Source organism: Pseudoalteromonas sp. Hal040 (assembly GCF_037162425.1).
Lineage (GTDB): Bacteria > Pseudomonadota > Gammaproteobacteria > Enterobacterales > Alteromonadaceae > Pseudoalteromonas > Pseudoalteromonas gelatinilytica.
In genome coordinates this window covers 1,605,552-1,624,749 of the sequence record NZ_JARLUU010000001.1, presented here as the reverse complement: position 1 = coordinate 1,624,749, position 19,198 = coordinate 1,605,552, and the positions used below count along the sequence as shown (strand labels likewise).

Annotated in this window: 16 protein-coding genes; 6 read left to right on the top strand and 10 right to left on the bottom strand. The window is 41.5% G+C overall.

All coding sequences use genetic code 11. From position 1 onward, the window contains the following. Positions 1 to 97: 97 nt before the first annotated feature. The 9 genes from pyrF to gyrA form a co-directional block, all read right to left on the bottom strand. Positions 98 to 802 (bottom strand): orotidine-5'-phosphate decarboxylase, encoded by a 705-nt coding sequence (gene pyrF / locus P4S60_RS07245; protein ID WP_062564454.1) that lies wholly within the window; start codon positions 800 to 802, stop codon positions 98 to 100. A 32-nt stretch (positions 803 to 834) separates the two neighbouring features. Beyond that, the gene (gene lapB / locus P4S60_RS07240; protein ID WP_058585078.1) at positions 835 to 1,971 is read right to left on the bottom strand and encodes a lipopolysaccharide assembly protein LapB; all 1,137 of its coding nucleotides are present in this window, start codon (positions 1,969 to 1,971) and stop codon (positions 835 to 837) included. 2 nt (positions 1,972 to 1,973) lie between these two features. Next, positions 1,974 to 2,255, bottom strand: a complete 282-nt coding sequence (locus P4S60_RS07235; RefSeq protein WP_337115484.1) for a LapA family protein — start codon at positions 2,253 to 2,255, stop codon at positions 1,974 to 1,976. A gap of 20 nt (positions 2,256 to 2,275) precedes the next feature. Beyond that, a complete protein-coding gene (ihfB, locus tag P4S60_RS07230; protein ID WP_036968575.1) occupies positions 2,276 to 2,563 on the bottom strand; it encodes an integration host factor subunit beta in 288 nt (95 codons plus the stop codon). A gap of 65 nt (positions 2,564 to 2,628) precedes the next feature. Then, positions 2,629 to 4,296, bottom strand: coding sequence for a 30S ribosomal protein S1 (rpsA, locus tag P4S60_RS07225; protein WP_063705479.1), 1,668 nt, complete (start codon positions 4,294 to 4,296; stop codon positions 2,629 to 2,631). A gap of 92 nt (positions 4,297 to 4,388) precedes the next feature. Continuing rightward, positions 4,389 to 5,102, bottom strand: a complete 714-nt coding sequence (cmk, locus tag P4S60_RS07220) for a (d)CMP kinase (RefSeq protein WP_063705481.1) — start codon at positions 5,100 to 5,102, stop codon at positions 4,389 to 4,391. A gap of 104 nt (positions 5,103 to 5,206) precedes the next feature. After that, positions 5,207 to 6,487 (bottom strand): 3-phosphoshikimate 1-carboxyvinyltransferase, encoded by a 1,281-nt coding sequence (aroA, locus tag P4S60_RS07215; RefSeq protein ID WP_138625137.1) that lies wholly within the window; start codon positions 6,485 to 6,487, stop codon positions 5,207 to 5,209. A 2-nt stretch (positions 6,488 to 6,489) separates the two neighbouring features. Beyond that, on the bottom strand, positions 6,490 to 7,578 hold the full coding sequence (serC, locus tag P4S60_RS07210) for a 3-phosphoserine/phosphohydroxythreonine transaminase (RefSeq protein WP_105180466.1): 1,089 nt from the start codon (positions 7,576 to 7,578) through the stop codon (positions 6,490 to 6,492). A gap of 69 nt (positions 7,579 to 7,647) precedes the next feature. Continuing rightward, positions 7,648 to 10,344, bottom strand: a complete 2,697-nt coding sequence (gene gyrA / locus P4S60_RS07205) for a DNA topoisomerase (ATP-hydrolyzing) subunit A (RefSeq protein ID WP_337115483.1) — start codon at positions 10,342 to 10,344, stop codon at positions 7,648 to 7,650. A 176-nt stretch (positions 10,345 to 10,520) separates the two neighbouring features. Here gyrA and ubiG point away from each other — a divergent pair, with 176 nt between their 5' ends. From ubiG to yfaE, 5 genes are all read left to right on the top strand, one after another. Beyond that, the gene (gene ubiG / locus P4S60_RS07200; RefSeq protein WP_105174078.1) at positions 10,521 to 11,231 is read left to right on the top strand and encodes a bifunctional 2-polyprenyl-6-hydroxyphenol methylase/3-demethylubiquinol 3-O-methyltransferase UbiG; all 711 of its coding nucleotides are present in this window, start codon (positions 10,521 to 10,523) and stop codon (positions 11,229 to 11,231) included. Further along, a complete protein-coding gene (locus P4S60_RS07195; RefSeq protein WP_138625138.1) occupies positions 11,231 to 11,905 on the top strand; it encodes an HAD family hydrolase in 675 nt (224 codons plus the stop codon). The genes ubiG and P4S60_RS07195 overlap by 1 nt, the downstream gene beginning before the upstream one ends. A 390-nt stretch (positions 11,906 to 12,295) precedes the next feature. Next, positions 12,296 to 14,581 carry a class 1a ribonucleoside-diphosphate reductase subunit alpha gene (gene nrdA, locus P4S60_RS07190; protein WP_063705499.1) on the top strand — a complete coding sequence of 762 codons (2,286 nt, stop codon included), beginning with the start codon at positions 12,296 to 12,298 and terminating at the stop codon, positions 14,579 to 14,581. A 70-nt stretch (positions 14,582 to 14,651) separates the two neighbouring features. Then, entirely contained in the window at positions 14,652 to 15,782 is a 1,131-nt protein-coding gene (gene nrdB / locus P4S60_RS07185; protein ID WP_063705502.1) for a class Ia ribonucleoside-diphosphate reductase subunit beta, read from the top strand. Continuing rightward, positions 15,782 to 16,054, top strand: a complete 273-nt coding sequence (yfaE, locus tag P4S60_RS07180; protein ID WP_063705504.1) for a class I ribonucleotide reductase maintenance protein YfaE — start codon at positions 15,782 to 15,784, stop codon at positions 16,052 to 16,054. Before nrdB ends, yfaE begins: the two co-directional genes overlap by 1 nt. On the opposite strand, the gene P4S60_RS07175 is transcribed toward yfaE, so the two are convergent. Beyond that, complete coding sequence (locus P4S60_RS07175; RefSeq protein ID WP_119851875.1) at positions 16,051 to 16,578, bottom strand: YaeQ family protein; 528 nt, start codon at positions 16,576 to 16,578, stop codon at positions 16,051 to 16,053. The two genes, yfaE and P4S60_RS07175, sit on opposite strands and share 4 nt — an antisense overlap. Before the next feature lie 151 nt (positions 16,579 to 16,729). Here P4S60_RS07175 and P4S60_RS07170 point away from each other — a divergent pair, with 151 nt between their 5' ends. Then, positions 16,730 to 19,120 (top strand): TonB-dependent receptor, encoded by a 2,391-nt coding sequence (locus P4S60_RS07170; RefSeq protein ID WP_442961763.1) that lies wholly within the window; start codon positions 16,730 to 16,732, stop codon positions 19,118 to 19,120. Positions 19,121 to 19,198 lie beyond the last annotated feature (78 nt).

The window sequence follows — 19,198 nt, the reverse complement described above, 5'->3', positions numbered from 1 at the left end:
AACCTAGGGAAATTGCCACAAACAAAAAGAGCATTGTATATAGCGCGATATAAACCGTGCCTACAATGCTCGATAGAGACTATTTTAAATAACGAGGTTATTTTAGTGAGTCGTTAATTTCTTTTAGTGTCGCAACTGGGTCTGCCGATTGAGTGATTGGGCGGCCTACAACTAAATAGTCGCTGCCATCTTCAACGGCTTGTTTTGGTGTCATGATGCGCTTTTGGTCGCCGGCATCGCTGCCTGCTGGGCGAATACCTGGAGTAACCAGTTTGAAGTCTGCGCCTAGTTCTGCTTTTAGCTTTTTCGCTTCTTGTGCTGAGCACACTACCCCATCAAGGCCTGATTCTTTGGCAAGCTTTGCTAAGTAAATTACTTGCTCTTCTGGCGTTTTATCTACACCTAAACGAGTTAGCTCTGCGGCATCCATACTGGTTAGTACAGTTACTGCAATCAGTAATGGAGCATCATCACCAAACTGCTCTAAAGCTTGTTTTGCTTTAGTCATCATTTCAACGCCGCCAGAGGCATGTACGTTAACCATCCACACACCCATTTTTGCAGCAGCTGTTACAGCTTTAGCCACTGTGTTTGGAATATCGTGAAATTTTAGGTCTAAGAATACATCAAAACCTAAGTCGATTAGTTCCTTAACAAAGCTAGGACCAAAATACGTGAACATTTCTTTGCCTACTTTAAGGCGACACGTATCAGGCGATAATTGCTTTACAAACGCAAGAGCTGTTTGTTGATCATCATAATCAAGGGCAATTAATACTTTTTTTGAATCTTCGACAGACATAACTTTCCTAAAAACTAATGGACTAATATGAATTAAAAACCGTCTATGCCACGGCTTGGAACAATTGTTTCCCAGTGCTTACAAGATGGACATACCCAATAAATGGTATGACTGGTAAAGCCACAGTGTTGGCACTGAAAATCGGGTTTGGTTGCGATATAAGACGTTACTAACTTATCAATTTGATCGAGTACATCTTTAATATCGTTGTTTTGTTTGGCAAGTAGCTGTAATAAAAAGCTAAAGCCACGAATAGTCGGATGACGCTTTAAACTATCCGTTAAAAATTTAATTGCTTGCTCTATGTGACCTTGCTCAAGTAAGGCTTGGCAGTGTTTTATTTTTATTAATACGCCACCTTTATCGAGTAATTCATTAAGTAATTCGTAAAACTGATGTGTTAAATTGAGCTTTTGATAACTCAGTGCTAATTCTTCAATAAATACTGGCGCAAAAAACGTGAACTGGCTAATCAGCTCACGCCAATAGTAAATTGCTTTTACATAATCTTCTTTAGTAAAAGCACTGTGACCAAGCTCATACAACGGGCGAATAGCTTTGTGGTTTAAGCTAATAGCTTTACGCATAATTTGCGTATCGTTATCTTGTAAGGCTGCTTCACAATAAAAATTTGCAATCGCTTTTACATGCTGAGGTTTAGTGAACAACTCACTGTGGGCCTCGTACATGTTAATGCCCTTTTCCCATTCACGGGTTTGTGAATAAAGATTAATAATAGGCTCTAACGCTTCTTTATAGCCTGCCTTAACAAGCCATACTAAATGCTCTTCTGCACCATCTAACAAGCCTGCCATAATGTAATCTTCAGCAAGTTCTAAGCGGCTGGTTGCAGCTTGTTGCTCATCAAGACTTGGGTGTTTTAATAGCAGCTCATGAATTTTAATAGCACGGTCAAGTTCGCCACGGCGGCGGAACATAGTGGCTAGCGTTGAATAGTGTTCAACAGAATCAGCAGCAACTTCGAGTAGATTAATAAGGTGTTCTAAGCCTTGGTCTTCTTCTCTGTCTAAGAGAAATTTAAGGCCTTTAGAATATTCAGAGGTAATTTGGCGATTAAGCTGATGAGCTTGGTTTTTAGCGCTGTTTTTACCCATTATCCAACCGTAACCGGCTGCAACGGGTAAAAGTAAAAACAGAAGCTCAATCATGATTAGGTGTCTTTATTAGCAACAAGCTTTTTATTGTTTTTTTCAGGCGCTAATTTCTTTTTTAAACGATAATTTTGCCACTTTAACTGAGAAAACAGTGTAAAGCTTATAAAACAACCAATTGCGACACCTAAAATAAAGCAGATACTTATTACAACAGCTAGGGGCAATGTATTACTCGCGATTAAATAATTGATTTGCACCAATTGTGGATTCTGTGAACCAAGTACAAACGCAACAAATAAACACAGCGCAATCAATACGATTTTTAATACCCTAAACAAGTAACTACTCCTGTATAAAACTAGGCAATACTCGCATTTACGCGGTCACGTAATTCTTTACCTGGTTTAAAATGTGGTACGTGCTTACCGTCTAACTCAACTGTTTCGCCAGTCTTTGGATTACGACCTGTGCGAGGAGAACGATAATGCAATGAGAAACTTCCAAAGCCACGGATCTCGATGCGATCTGAGCTAGATAATGAGCCGGCCATTTGTTCAAGAATTTCTTTAACGGCATTTTCAACATCTTTCACAGGGATGTGTGCGTGTTGCTCGGCAAGTTGTTCTATCAATTCTGACTTAGTCATAGCGTTTCCTTAAAGAGTGGTAAAGGAAGGGCAAAACTGCCCTTCCAATTTTAAAAGACTAGATATTAGTCTTTTTGAGCATTTTTGAATGCTGCAGCCATAGCGTTTTCGAACGCTGGCTCTTCTTTCTTAAGCTTCTCTAGTACTTCTTTCTCTTCTGCTTCGAAAAGAGCTTTAACAGATAAGCTTAAAGTGCGGTTCTTACGATCAACACCAACGTATTTCGCTTCGATTTCGTCGCCTACAGAAACTACAGTAGTAGCATCTTCAACGCGCTCTTGAGCGATATCAGCTACACGGATGTAACCTTCAACGCCTTCGATTAGCTCAACAGTTGCGCCTTTCGCATCAACTTCAGTCACTTTACCTTTAACAATAGCACCTTTTTTGTTTGCGTCCAGGTAGTTATTGAATGGGTCAGCTTCGATTTGTTTAACGCCTAGAGAGATACGCTCACGCTCTGGGTCAACTTGTAATACGATAGCAGTGATTTCGTCGCCTTTCTTGAATTCACGTACAGCTTCTTCGCCTGGCGTGTTCCAAGAAATGTCTGAAAGGTGAACAAGACCGTCAATACCGCCTTCAAGACCGATGAAGATACCGAAGTCAGTGATTGATTTGATCTTACCAGTAACTTGGTCGCCTTTGTTTTGTAGACGAGCAAATTCTTGCCATGGGTTAGCAATACATTGCTTAAGACCAAGAGAAATACGACGACGCTCTTCGTCGATTTCAAGAACCATAACTTCAACAGTGTCACCTAGTGAAACAACTTTTGAAGGGTGGATGTTCTTGTTAGTCCAATCCATTTCAGAAACGTGTACTAGACCTTCTACGCCTTCTTCGATTTCAACGAAACAACCGTAGTCAGTAAGGTTAGTTACACGACCAGAAAGCTTAGAACCTTCTGGGTAACGACCAGCGATAGCTGCCCATGGATCTTCGCCAAGTTGTTTAAGACCTAGAGATACACGAGTTTTATCTTTGTCGAATTTAAGAACTTTAACTGCGATTTCGTCGCCAACATTAACGATTTCTGAAGGGTGCTTAACACGCTTCCACGCCATGTCTGTGATGTGTAGTAGACCGTCAACACCACCAAGGTCAACGAACGCACCGTAGTCAGTAAGGTTCTTAACGATACCTTTAACTTCTTGACCTTCAACAAGGTTAGCAAGAAGCTCTTCACGCTCTTGTGAGTTTTCTGATTCGATAACTGCACGGCGAGAAACAACAACGTTGTTACGTTTTTGGTCAAGCTTGATTACTTTGAACTCAAGCTCTTTACCTTCAAGGTGAGTTGTGTCACGTACTGGACGAACATCAACAAGTGAACCAGGTAAGAATGCACGGATTGAATCAACTTCAACAGTGAAACCGCCTTTAACTTTACCGTTGATAACACCAGTAACAGTCTCTTGCTCTTCACATGCTTTTTCTAAGCGGATCCACGCTTCGTGACGCTTCGCTTTCTCACGAGAAAGGATAGTTTCACCGAAACCGTCTTCGATTGCGTCTAAAGCTACATCTACTTCGTCGCCAACAGCAACTTCTAGTTCACCAGCAGCATTTTTGAATTGCTCAGCAGGGATTGCACTCTCAGATTTAAGACCAGCATCAACAAGTACGATGTTGTTCTCGATTGAGATAACTGTACCTTTAACGATAGAGCCTTGCTCTGCTTCAAAACCCTTTAGGCTTTCTTCAAATAACTGCGCAAAATTTTCTGACATTATACGTCTCTAAATAATTAAATAACCAATTAGCAACCATGCTGCATGGGGTTGTTAAAATAGCACTGGCTTCCTGCCGGCACCTTAATAAATTACTTTTTAGCTTTTGGAAGCTTACCTGCAAGTACGGCTTCGTCGATTAAAGTTACAACTTTATCAAACACTTGCAATGCATTGAACTCGCTAGTATCGATTTCAATGGCGTCTTCTGCAGGAACAAGCGGCGCAACTTCACGTGTCATATCACGGTGATCGCGAGCTTTTATGTCCTCTAGTAGACCACTTAGTGTAACATCAAGACCGCGTTCGTTCAACTCAGCAAAGCGACGACGAGCACGCTCTTCAGCCGTTGCGGTTAAATAAATCTTTAATGGTGCATCTGGGAACACAACCGTGCCCATATCACGACCATCGGCAATTAGGCCGCTCTCAGTACGAAACGCACGTTGACGACGTAATAATGCTTCTCTCACCCGTGGTAATGCAGCAATTTTAGATGCCGCAGCACCGACTTCTTCATTACGAATTGTGGTTGTGACGTCTTCGCCTTCCAAGACAATTTTAGATGTGTGCGTTTGGCTATCGACCAAAAACTGTACATCTAAGTTTGCAGCTAGCGGCACTAGCGCATCTTCATTATCTAATTCAATTTGATGATGAAGCGCTGCAAGTGACAGCACACGATAAATCGCACCGCTGTCTAATACATCCCAACCTAATTTCTCGGCTAACAAGCGACAAACAGTTCCTTTACCTGAACCACTTGGGCCATCGATGGTGATTACGGGCATTGATAACGCCTGCATTTATAACCTCCTGCAATGCACACCAAAATAAAACCGCGACATTATACGCCAGTTCTTGCAATAGATCCGCATTTAGAATGTAACTTTTTATATTTTCTTCTGTTTTATTGACTTGAGACAGACTCTAGTACTTTGAAAAACGTTGGAAAAGTTTTGTATGTACACTTAGGATCGTTAATGGTTATTGGCTTTCCGCCAACGGCAACCATTGCAAAACACATGGCAATGCGGTGATCGTTATAGGTGTCAATCGCGACATCGTTGAATGTCTCAGGTGGTGTAATTTCGATGAAATCTTCCCCTTCAACAACCTCTGCGCCGACTTTGCGAAGCTCAGTCGCCATGGCATACAAGCGATCTGTTTCTTTTACGCGCCAGTTATAAATGTTACGAATTGCTGTTTTACCTTTTGCGAATAACGCAACAGTGGCCAGCGTCATTGCCGCATCAGGAATTGCATTAGCATCAATATCCACTGCGTTCAGCTCGCCTTTACGAACCACCAGCTTTTCATCGTACCAATCAATTTTAGCGCCCACTTGCTCCATCACTTTGGCAAAACCAATGTCACCTTGAACTGATGCCGCACCTACCCCATTAATTTCTATTTCGCCGCCCGCTATTGCAGCCGCCGCAACAAAATAAGAGGCACTTGAAGCATCGCCTTCAACCATAATACGCTCAAGTGCTTGGTACTGCTGACAGCCTTTAACGTAAAATGTTTGGTAGTTATCATGGCTTACAGTCACACCAAAACGCTTCATTACATCAAGGGTAATATCAATGTAAGGCTTTGATACCAGCGTGCCTTTAATGGTAATTTCTGTGTCACCATTAAATAATGGCGCTGCCATTAATAGTGCAGTTAAGAACTGACTTGAAATACTGCCATCAATTTCAACTTGTCCACCATTGATTTTGCCACCTTTAATGGCCAGTGGTGGATAGTCTTTATGTTTAAGGTATTCAACATCACCGCCAAGTGCTTGCAGAGCATCAACCAAATGGCCGATTGGGCGCTCTTCCATACGTGGCTCACCCACTAGCTGGTATTCGCCTTCTACCGCCGCTAACACCGCAGTAAGAGGACGATAAGCCGTGCCAGCATTACCTAAGAACAGTGGCTCACTTGGCGTTTTGAATTGACCAGCAACACCTTCTACAGTTGCCACTGTTTTGTCTTCATTTAACGTAACATTCACACCTAGCAGTTTTAACGCACCTAGCATGTGGCGAATATCATCACTGTCTAGTAGGTTTTCAACAACTGTTGTGCCCTCTGCCAGTGCAGCGAGTAACAAGATACGGTTTGATAAGCTTTTTGAGCCAGGCAGTGTCACACTGCCATTTACTTTAGAGATAGGTTCAAGACGAAGCTGTTCCATAATTAGCTGTTCTCCTTGGCGAATTTATCCATAAAATCAACCAACGCTTGAACACCTTCAAGCGGCATCGCATTGTAGATACTCGCGCGCATGCCACCAACAATGCGGTGGCCTTCAAGGGCTAATAGGCCAGCTTCTTTTGATTCACTGATAAATTTATCATTCAGTGATTCATCATTTAGCCAAAACGGCACGTTCATACGTGAACGGCAATGTTTAGCAACTTTATTGCTATAAAACGCTGAACTATCAATAAAGTTATAAAGTAGTTCTGCTTTTGCGATGTTTTGCTCTTCCATCGCTTTAACGCCACCGTTTGCTTCAAGCCATTCGAACACTTCAGCAGCTAAGTACCACGCAAATGTCGGTGGTGTGTTATACATGCTGCCTTGTTTTGCTTCTAAGGCGTAATCAAGGATGCCTGGCTTTGCAAGACCTTCACGCTCAAGGAGCGTTTTACGAACAATAACAATCGATAAACCAGACGGGCCGATATTCTTTTGTGCGCCGGCGTAAATAAGATCAAACTGATTTACGTCAAACTCGCGCGATAAAATAGTCGAAGACATATCAGCGACAATCGGTGCAGATGGGTGTTTAGGTACTTCAAAAATTTCTATGCCGTCGACGGTTTCATTCGGGCAATAGTGAATGTATGACGCATCTGCAGGTAATTCCCAGCTGCTCGCTGGTTTAATAGAAAACTGGCCATTTTGCTGTTCATCATCACGTACATTAATGCTTTGCACAGTGGTGAATTTTGCAGCTTCTTCAGTAGCACCTTTAGACCATACACCGTTTTCACAGTACACAGCAGGCTTACCATCAAGGTGAAGGTTCAAAGGAACCGCACTAAATTGACCACGGCCACCACCGTGCATAAATAACACTTCAAACTCATCGCTAATATTCATTAAGCGGCGTAAGCTTGCTTCACATTTGGCGGTTAGCGCTAAAAAGTCACTGCTGCGATGGCTGATTTCCATCACAGAAACACCTAAACCTTGCCAATCAATAAACTCTTTTTGTGCTTTTTGCATAACTGCCGGCGGTAACATTGCCGGTCCTGCACAAAAATTATATTTAGTCATTACTTTGCCTCATTCCAGTAATTATAGTGCGGATAAAAAAAGCGGCCGAAGCCGCTTTTTAAATCAATGTTATTCTGAAGGTGGGTTATCACCCGTTTCTTCAGTATTTGTATCGACTACTTCAACGGCCTCGCCTTCGATGGCTTCTAGCTCATCAACTTCGATTTCTTCGATACGTTGTAAACCAACTACTTGCTCTTCGTCAATAGTTCGTATCAAAATAACGCCCTGAGTATTACGACCAACCGTAGAAACCTCGTTTACACGCGTACGTACAAGTGTACCGCGATTAGAGATGATCATGATTTCGTCGTTTTCGTCAACTTGTACTGCACCAACCACAGCGCCATTTCGCTCGCTTACTTTGATTGATACAACACCTTGTGTTGCACGGCTCTTCGATGGGTAATCTTCAAGTGCAGTACGCTTACCATAACCGTTTTCTGTCACAGTTAAGATTGCGCCATCTGACTTAGGTACGATTAACGACACAACACGTTGGTCGTCAGCCATCTTAATACCACGAACACCTGTTGCTGTTCGACCCATTGGACGTACACCTTTGAAGCGGATTTCCGGGTTACCATTTTCATCTAGAACTGGGTTACCGTTTTCATCAACAACTTCTGACTCTTCTGCTTCTTTAAAGCGAACAACTTTACCAGCATCAGTGAATAGCATGATTTCATTCGTGCCATCAGTGATATCAACACCAATTAGGCTATCGCCTTCATTTAGGTTAACCGCGATGATACCGCTTGCACGTTGACGGCTATACGCAGTCAGTGGTGTTTTCTTAACTGTACCAAACGCTGTTGCCATGAAGATGTATTTATCTTCTTCGTACTCGCGTACTGGTAAGATAGCAGTGATACGCTCATCAGCTTCAAGTGGTAATAAGTTAACAATTGGCTTACCACGCGCTGCACGGCTCGCTAATGGTAATTGATATACTTTCAACCAATATAGACGACCTGCCGTTGAGAAACACAGGATTGTATCGTGTGTGTTAGCAACTAATAGACGTTCGATGAAGTCTTCATCTTTCATCTTCGTTGCTGATTTACCTTTACCACCACGACGCTGTGCTTCGTAGTCAGATAATGGTTGATACTTAACGTAACCTTCGTGAGAAAGCGTTACAACAACGTCTTCTTCATTGATTAGGTCTTCAAGGCTAATATCGTGAGCAGCTGCACTGATTTCAGTACGGCGTTCATCACCATATTGCTCTTTGATTTCTACAAGCTCGTCGCGGATAACTTCCATTAAACGCTCTGGGCTTGAAAGAATGTGTAAAAGCTCAGCAATTAGATCTAGAAGTGTTTGGTACTCGTCTAAGATCTTCTCGTGCTCAAGACCCGTTAATTTGTGTAAACGTAGGTCTAGAATAGCTTGTGCTTGTTGCTCAGATAAATAGTACTGACCGTCACGGATACCTAAATCAGCGGCTAACCAATCAGGACGTGCTACGTTATCTTCACCTGCTTTTTCAAGCATTGCTTTAACAGTACCTAGTTCCCAAGAACGTGCTGTTAATGCAGCTTTTGCTTCTGCTGGTGTTGGTGACTTACGAATAAGTTCGATAATAGGATCGATATTCGCAAGGGCAATTGCTAAGCCTTCAAGCGTGTGAGCGCGGTCACGGGCTTTACGCAAATCAAATACTGTACGACGTGTTACCACTTCGCGGCGGTGAATGATAAACGCTTCAAGCATTTCTTTTAAGTTGAAACACTTAGGTTGGTTATTATCAAGTGCAACCATGTTCATACCAAACACAGTTTGTAACTGAGTTTGTGCATATAGGTTGTTTAAGATTACTTCACCAACATCACCACGTTTGATTTCGATAACGATACGCATACCGTCTTTATCTGATTCGTCACGTAGTGCGCTAATACCTTCAATTTTCTTATCTTTAACAAGCTCTGCGATCTTTTCGATAAGGCGTGCTTTGTTAACTTGATAAGGGATTTCGTGAACGATGATTGTTTCACGACCGGTTTTTTCGTCAACTTCGATTTCAGCACGAGCACGGATATATACCTTACCACGACCGGTTAAGTACGCTTGCTCAATGCCTTTTTTACCATTGATAATCGCCGCAGTCGGGAAATCCGGACCTGGGATATATTCAATAAGGTCAGCAATTGTCAAATCTGGGTTTTGAATAAGCGCTAAACAGCCATTGATAACTTCTGTTAAGTTATGAGGCGGAATGTTTGTTGCCATACCAACCGCGATACCTGAAGAACCGTTCACTAATAAGTTAGGTACTTTTGTAGGTAATACGTCAGGAATTTGCTCAGTACCGTCGTAGTTAGGTACGTAATCAACCGTTTCTTTTTCTAAGTCAGCTAATAATTCATGTGACATTTTCGCCATACGGACTTCCGTATAACGCATTGCTGCCGCAGAGTCACCGTCAACAGAACCAAAGTTACCTTGGCCGTCAACAAGCATATAGCGTAATGAGAAAGGCTGCGCCATACGAACGATGGTGTCATATACCGCGCTGTCGCCATGTGGGTGGTACTTACCGATTACATCACCAACAACACGTGCTGATTTCTTGTAAGGTTTATTCCAATCATTATTGAGTTCGTTCATTGCAAATAGAACGCGGCGGTGAACTGGCTTTAAGCCGTCACGTACGTCTGGCAATGCACGTCCTACGATTACACTCATTGCATAATCTAGGTAGGAGTTTTTTAATTCATCTTCAATATTGACTGGCAGAATTTCATTGGCGAGATCAGTCATTTGATTTCACATTCCTTCAGTATTGACTCATTAAGGGGCAAACCGCCGTCTTAAGAGCTTTAGTTATTATTTCCAGACCATGCTATCACAATTTATTTAGATTTACAGGCGCTAAATCTTTGCGATTTATTAATTTCCCCCTATATAATGGCCTCAGATTAACGAGGAAGTTTTTTATGACCGAGCATCAAAATGTAGATAATGCAGAAATTGCAAAGTTTGAAGCCATCGCAGAACGTTGGTGGGACCGCGACGGAGAGTTCAAACCCCTTCATGAAATAAATCCTCTACGTTTGGATTTTGTCGCTGATAAAGTGGGCGGCTTATTTGATAAGGAAACTTTAGATGTTGGCTGTGGTGGCGGCATTTTGAGTGAAAGTATGGCGCGTATGGGCGCAAAAGTAACCGGCATCGATATGGGACAAGAGCCTTTAACCGTTGCTAAATTGCATAGTTTAGAAACGGGCGTACCTGTTGACTATATAAAGGTACCTGCAGAACAGTTTGCTGCTGAGCACCCTGCTCGCTTTGATGTTGTGACCTGTATGGAAATGCTTGAGCATGTTCCAGATCCCGCATCTATTATACGCGCTGTTGCTGAGCTTGCTAAACCGGGCGCCGATGTGTTCTTCTCAACACTAAATAAAACACCTAAAGCCTATTTGTTTGCTATCGTAGGTGCTGAAAAGCTATTAAAAATGGTGCCTGAAGGTACCCATGACCACAAAAAGTTTATCAAACCTGCACAACTTATTGCGTGGGCTGAAGAAGCGGGTCTAAAAGTAAGAGCCAGTACTGGCCTTAACTACAACCCATTTTCAAAGCAATACAGCTTAAATGATGATGTAAGTGTTAATTACATCCTGCACTTTGAGAAACTAGCCTAATGAGTGGTGTGCAAACACCCTCTATCGATTTTGATGCCTTTATCTTTGATTTAGATGGCACACTACTCGATACCGCAGATGATTTAGGTGGCGCATTAAACCGTGTGTTAGCAGATGCCAATGTGGCCCCTGTTGCTGAACATATATACCGCCCTGCTGCTTCTAATGGCGCTAATGCATTATTAGAAGCCGGCTTTGGTGATAAATGGCCTGAACTTGAACAACTTGCTTTACGCCAACAGCTTCTGGATTACTATGCTGAAGATATTGCTGTACACAGTAAATGCTTCACTGGCATCGAGCAGCTTTTAATTGCGCTTAAGCAAAACAATATTAAGTGGGGCATTATGACCAATAAGCCCGGCTTTTTAACTGAACCTTTAGTGCAAGCGATCCCATCATTAAGTAATGCCCAGGCTGTTGTCAGTGGTGATACATTATCAGTGGCAAAACCATCGCCAGATCCACTTCTCCATACCGCTGAGATCTTAGAGGTTGATCCGAGCCGTTGTTTATATATCGGTGATGCTGAGCGTGATATTCAAGCTGCAAAGGCTGCAAATATGTACAGCGCCACGGCGTTATGGGGTTACATACCCAGTGTCGACGCCGCGCTTGGCTGGCAAGCGGATTTTAATTGGCACTCGCCAATTGATGGCTTTAACCATATATAGTGTTATTTGATATCTAAAACACCATATATTGTGATCTGATTTACTTTTGAACATTCTTTGATGATAAAAAAAACAGTCAAAATTTATTTTTAATTACGGTAAATTTTCTGGATCTTTTGTTGATTTCTACAAATTTCGTCGTCTATGAATGTTCAAAGGTTAATGGTTACTAACACAAAGCGTTTATCCAATAGTTATCCACAAAATGGGGCAATTCTATCCCTTGCAAAACAGCGCAGACCACACTATCTTGTGATCTGCAATTTAAACAACACCAGATATTGTGGCTAAATGTTATTCAATTAGTTCTCTGGTGTTTAATAATAATAATTACATAAAGAATACCTTTGTCTTTACAACTATAATTTCCCAAGGAATACAGGCAAAACTATGAACCAACAGCTATCTGTAAGCAAACGTGACGGCCGTAAAGAGTCACTTGATCTCGATAAGATCCATCGCGTGATCGCTTGGGCCGCAGAAGGTCTTGATAATGTGTCTGTCTCACAAGTTGAATTAAAATCTCATATTCAATTTTATGACGGCATTCGCACCGACGACATTCATGAAACAATCATCAAAGCTGCAGCAGATCAGATCTCTAAAGATACGCCTGATTACCAGTACCTTGCTGCTCGCTTAGCTGTATTCCATTTACGTAAAAAAGCATATGGCCAATTTGAGCCACCACGCTTATACGATCACATCACGAAATTAGTTGAAGACAAGCGTTATGATCAACACCTATTAGTTGATTATACCGAGCAAGAAATTGACGAGTTAGATGCTTACATCGATCACAACCGTGACTTAAACTTCAGCTACGCTGCTGTTAAGCAACTTGAAGGTAAGTATTTAGTTCAAAACCGTGTTACTGGCGAAATTTACGAAAGTGCACAGTTTTTATATATCTTAGTGGCTGCAAGCTTATTCTCTGATTATCCAAAAGAGACACGTCTTGATTACATCAAACGTTTTTACGACGCAGTATCTACATTCAAGATTTCATTACCAACACCAATTATGGCAGGTGTGCGTACACCAACACGTCAGTTCAGTTCATGTGTATTAATTGAATGCGGTGATAGCCTAGATTCTATCAATGCAACATCGTCTGCGATTGTTAAGTATGTTTCACAACGTGCAGGTATTGGTATTAATGCCGGTCGCATTCGTGCGCTAGGTAGCCCAATTCGTAACGGCGAAGCGTACCACACTGGCTGTATCCCGTTTTATAAACACTTCCAAACAGCAGTTAAAAGCTGTTCTCAAGGTGGTGTACGTGGCGGCGCAGCAACCCTATTCTACCCACTATGGCACTTAGAAGTTGAAAACTTACTTGTGCTTAAGAACAACCGTGGTGTTGAAGACAACCGTGTTCGTCACCTTGACTACGGTGTACAGTTCAACAAATTAATGTATAGCCGTTTAATCAAAGACGATTACATCACATTATTTAGCCCGTCAGATGTACCGGGTTTATACGATGCGTTCTTTGAAGATCAAGCCAAATTTGATGAGCTATATGTTAAGTACGAACAAGATGAGTCTATTCGTAAAAAACGTATTAAAGCGATTGAGTTATTCTCAATGTTTGCACAAGAGCGTGCGAGCACAGGTCGTATCTACTTACAAAACGTTGACCACTGTAATACGCACAGCCCATTCATCTCGACTGTGGCGCCAATTCGTCAATCTAACTTATGTTTAGAGATTGCATTACCGACTAAGCCGCTAAGCAATGTAATGGATGAAGAAGGTGAAATTGCACTTTGTACGCTTTCAGCGTTTAACTTAGGTGCTATTGAGTCATTAGATGAATTAGAAGAGCTTGCTGAACTTGCTGTTCGTGCCCTTGATAACTTACTTGATTTCCAAGACTACCCAGTTCCTGCAGCTAAAAACGCAACGATGGGTCGTCGTACACTAGGTATCGGTGTAATCAACTTTGCTTACTACTTAGCGAAGAATGGTAAGCGTTACTCAGATGGCAGCGCAAACGCGCTAACTCACAAAACATTTGAAGCAATTCAATATTATCTAATGAAAGCATCAAATGAGTTAGCAAAAGAGCGCGGTGCGTGTCCTAAATTTAACGAGACAACGTATTCTCAAGGCATTATGCCAACAGATACTTACAAACGTGACCTAGATCAGTTCTGTAATGAACCACTTCACTTAGATTGGGATTCATTACGTGCAAGCATTCAAGAGCACGGTATGCGTAACTCAACGCTATCTGCCCTTATGCCTTCAGAGACATCATCACAAATCTCTAACGCAACAAATGGTATTGAACCACCACGTGGTCATATCAGCGTTAAAGCAAGTAAAGATGGTATCTTAAAGCAAGTAGTGCCAGATTATGAAAACCTGAAAGATAACTACGAGCTACTGTGGGATATTCCTTCAAACGATGGTTACCTACAACTTGTTGGTATTATGCAAAAGTTCGTTGACCAAACGATTTCTGCTAACACTAACTATGATCCATCTAAGTACGAAGGCGGTAAAGTACCTATGAAGGTGCTATTAAAAGACCTACTGACTGCGTACAAACTTGGTGTTAAAACCCTGTACTATCACAACACGCGTGACGGTGCATCGGATGCTCAAGATGAGCTAACACCAGAGGTGGAAGATGATGGTTGTGCAGGCGGCGCTTGTAAAATCTAATTAAATTAATAACATAACAAAAGCGGGCTCATTAGCCCGCTTTGTCCTGACTGTTTTTTGAGTAATCACTATGTCATATACAACTTTTAGCCGAAATCATAATAACCAATTACAAGAACCGATGTTTTTCGGCCAAACGGTAAACGTGTCACGTTACGACCAACAAAAGTACCCTATCTTCGAGAAGCTAATTGAAAAACAATTATCGTTCTTTTGGCGTCCTGAAGAGGTTGACGTAAGTAAAGACCGTCTTGACTTCCAAGCGTTACCAGAGCACGAAAAACACATCTTTTTAAGTAACTTAAAATATCAAACATTACTTGATAGTGTACAAGGTCGCTCGCCTAACGTTGCGTTACTACCAATTGTGTCTATCCCTGAGCTTGAAACATGGATTGAAACATGGGCATTCAGTGAAACCATTCACAGCCGTTCATACACGCACATTATTCGTAACGTGACGCAATCGCCAGAGCTTATCTTTGATGACATCGTAAGTAACGAGAAAATCAGTGAGCGTGCGGATGCCGTAACTAAATACTATGATGACTTAATCAACATGATTTCTGTTTACAACCTGTACGGTGAAGGTAAACATGTGATCAACGGTGAAGAAGTTAAGGTCAACCTTTTTGATCTTAAAAAGCAACTTTACCTTGCGATGATGTCGGTTAACATTCTTGAAGCGATTCGCTTCTACGTTAGTTTTGCTTGTTCATTTGCGTTCGCAGAACGTGAATTAATGGAAGGTAATGCAAAAATCATCAAGCTAATCGCTCGTGATGAAGCATTGCACTTATCTGGTACGCAACACATCTTAAACATCATGCAAGAAGGTAAAGACGACCCAGAAATGGCAATCGTTGCTGCACAATGCCGTGAAGAAGCGATCCAGATGTTTAAAGAGGCCGCTGAACAAGAAAAAGATTGGGCTGAGTATCTATTTAAAGATGGTTCAATGATCGGTCTTAACAAAGATATCTTATGTCAATACGTTGAATACATTACAAATGCACGTATGACTGCGGTAGGTTTGCCAGCTCAATTTGAAAGTAAGAGTAACCCTATTCCTTGGATCAACTCATGGTTAGTATCTGACAATGTTCAGGTTGCGCCGCAAGAAGCTGAAATCAGCTCTTACCTGGTTGGCCAAATTGATTCACAAGTTGATGCATCAGATTTTGGTGACTTCGACCTGTAATGAGCGCGAATACCACTGCACAGGTTATCCTTGCAGGAACAGACAGCCAGGATCTTGATTTTGATTCTGGCTGTTCATCTCTCCTTGAATGCCTAGAACAACACAAAATAGATGTCCCCTACCAATGCCGTGAAGGTTATTGTGGCGCATGCCGTGCAAAATTAGTTGAAGGTGACGTGAGCTACAACCAAGAGCCACTTGCGTTTGTTCGAACAGGCGAAGTGTTACTGTGCTGTAGTAAGCCCAATGGTAAGGTGAAAATAGAGCTTTAATGCCACACAAGTTCATTTGTTTGGTAGAAGTTTTCTTTGTCTGACACACTCACTGTTTGTTGATCTATCGTTACATCCCACTGTAAGTTCTTCGTTAAATGACTCGCCAATTGCTCAATAAAGTTGTCATCAAAAGCAATTAAATGGCTATTATTTATCAGCTCTAGTTGATGCTCATACTCTTGTAACCACTCATGGTTTAGCGTCGTGACAACCCATAATTCATCCACGCGTTTCGCTATTTTATTGAGCTGCACAATATCGGGTTGGTCAACAGCTAGCCACGTTTGATAATGATCATCCAGCGCTTTTATTGACACATCAGGCTCAGAATGGCTATGACTTGTATTCAAGATGGCCGATTCATTATGAGAAAATAAGCAATAACTTAAAAGTTTAAGTACAAAATGCTGATAGCTTTCACGACGACCACAGGCCGTAGTAAACACCTCTTTGTGATTACGATGTGCTCTTAAATCAGCAATCGTAAAATTTGCTTTAAACACCCTATTTTTATCAGACATAAGAGTTAGCCATCTCACTGTAACAGTCTAAGTATAGTGTATGGTGTTAAAATCGCGACATAAGGTAAAGTTATAGTATAACGTTATTGCAGTTAAAAAATTGCGGTGTTATATTATATCACAACACTCAACAACAAACTTAGAAGTAGTAATGATAAAGCAACTTTCAATTCTTTCTAGTGCTGTTGCCGTCGCGCTGTTTTCCCAATCAACAATGGCTGCTGTGATCACAGGTCAAGTATTAGATAAAAACCAACAACCTATCAGTAATGCAGAAATACACGTACACGGTAAATCTCAATCTGTTGTCACCGATAAACAAGGTCAATTTAAAATTGATGTAGACAACAAAGGTCAGCTACACATTAGTAAAGACAATTACATTGATAAACGCGTTGCTATCAACGGTGAAGATCAAAACCTGGTTGTTACACTTATCCCAACCTCAGTTGAGACTGTGGTTGTTTATGCCTCTGCACTTCATAAAAATAGCCTTGAAATGATTTCACCTGTGAATGTTTTAGCCGGTGATGAACTAAAAGATAAGGCAAAACCAACTCTAGGCGAAACACTTAAAGGATTACCAGGCGTTAATGCCAGTTACTTTGGCCCAGTATCTTCGAGCCCTATTATTCGTGGCTTAGATGGTCCACGTGTTAAAATCACTCAAAATGGTCTTGATAGCAGCGATGCATCTCGTATTGGTCCAGATCACGCAACATCGAATGACAGCTTAGCAGCTGAGCAAATCGAAGTACTTCGCGGCCCAGCTACCCTACTTTATGGCTCTGGCGCAATTGGTGGTGTGGTTAACGTAGTTGATAACCGTATTCCAACCGATAACATTGATACTTTAACCGGTGCTGCTCAGTACACTCACGATACAGTATCAAATACCAACACCTATGCTGCAAAACTTGAAACCGGTAACGATGGCTTCAACTTCCATTTTGATGGTACTAAGCGTAAAGGCCATAACTACAAAACACCAACATTCGAGCTTCCCGAGGAACACGACGAACATGAAGGTGAAGATCATGAAGAGCACGAAACAGCTAACAGTGTTGAAAACACCTTTATCGATAGCCAAAATGTGAACTTCGGTACCAGCTATGTGGGTGAACACCTGACCTTAGGTGTATCTTATGGTCGTATCGAAACTGACTATGGTATTCCAGCACATGAACACCACCATCATGAAGAAGAAGCGGCTGATCATGATGAAGAAGAACATGAAGAGTCTGTTTTTGCACAATTAGAGCAAGATCGTTGGCAAGGTTACATGAGCTATGCGCTGCATGATAATTGGATTGAAAATATCTCATTACGTGTTGGTTACACTGACTATAAACATGCTGAAATTGAAGATGGTGCTGTTGGTACTGTGTTTTCAAACAAAACCACAGAAGCACGTGCCACTGTTGAGCATAAATTAGGTCTTTGGCACGGTATGGCAGGTTATCACTACACTGAATCTGACTATGATGCAGATGGTGAAGAAGCCTTTACACCTGCAAGTGTGACTAAATCAAATGCATTATTCATGCTTGAAGAGCGTCAATTTGGTGATGTTACCGTTGAATTAGGCGCACGTCTTGAAGATTACCAAATCGACTCTGCAGTTAGCATGGCTGAACATCATCATGATCATGAAGCAGAAGAAGATCACGATGAAGAAGAAGCAGAAATCATTAACTACAGTGAAGATTTCACTAACCTTAGCTTATCTGCAGGCGCGATTTGGCAGTATCAAGAAGGCCAAAGTGTTGCTTTAAGTGTATCTCGTTCTGAGCGTGCGCCGCTAAGTGCTGAATTACTATCAAATGGTGTTCATATTGCAACAGGCACTTATGAACTAGGTCTTGGCTATCATATCGAAGACGGTGAAATTCATTTTGAACCTGAAGATATCAAGCAAGAAACATCAACCAACTTTGATTTAAGTTTCCGTCGTTTTATTGGTGACTTTGGTTATACCGTTAACTTTTTCTATAACGATATTGAAAACTACTATTACCAGCAAAATACGGGCTTAGCATTCGATGAAGATAATGGCTTAACCAGTCAAACTGATGCTGATGAAGATGCGATGGCGGTTTATCAGTTTACTAGTAAAGACGCAAAACTATACGGTATTGAATTTGATGTGCACTATCAAGTCACACCAAGTGCCTTAGTAAAAGTATTTGGCGATTCAACAACTGCTAAGCTAAAAGATGATGAAGGTTACTTACCGCGTATTCCAGCTAATAAACTAGGCTCAGAATTACAGTACACACTAGCTGATTGGCAATTTAGCCTAACAGGCACTCATTACTTTGAGCAAGCTGACATCACTGCGTATGAAACAAAAACAGATGGTTACACATTGTTTGATGCATCAGCTAACTACCAACTTGATTTAGGCCCCGTTGATACACAGCTTTATATTAATGTTGACAACTTAACCGATGAATTAGGTTTCGTACACAGTTCATTTATTAAAGAAAAAGCACCATTACCTGGTCGTAACTTCAGCTTGGGTATTCGCGGTTATTTCTAATCGCTTTTAATGGTTATAAAAAAACCCTTTCACTTTAAAAGTGAAAGGGTTTTTTATTAAGTTTAGAAACTTAATAGA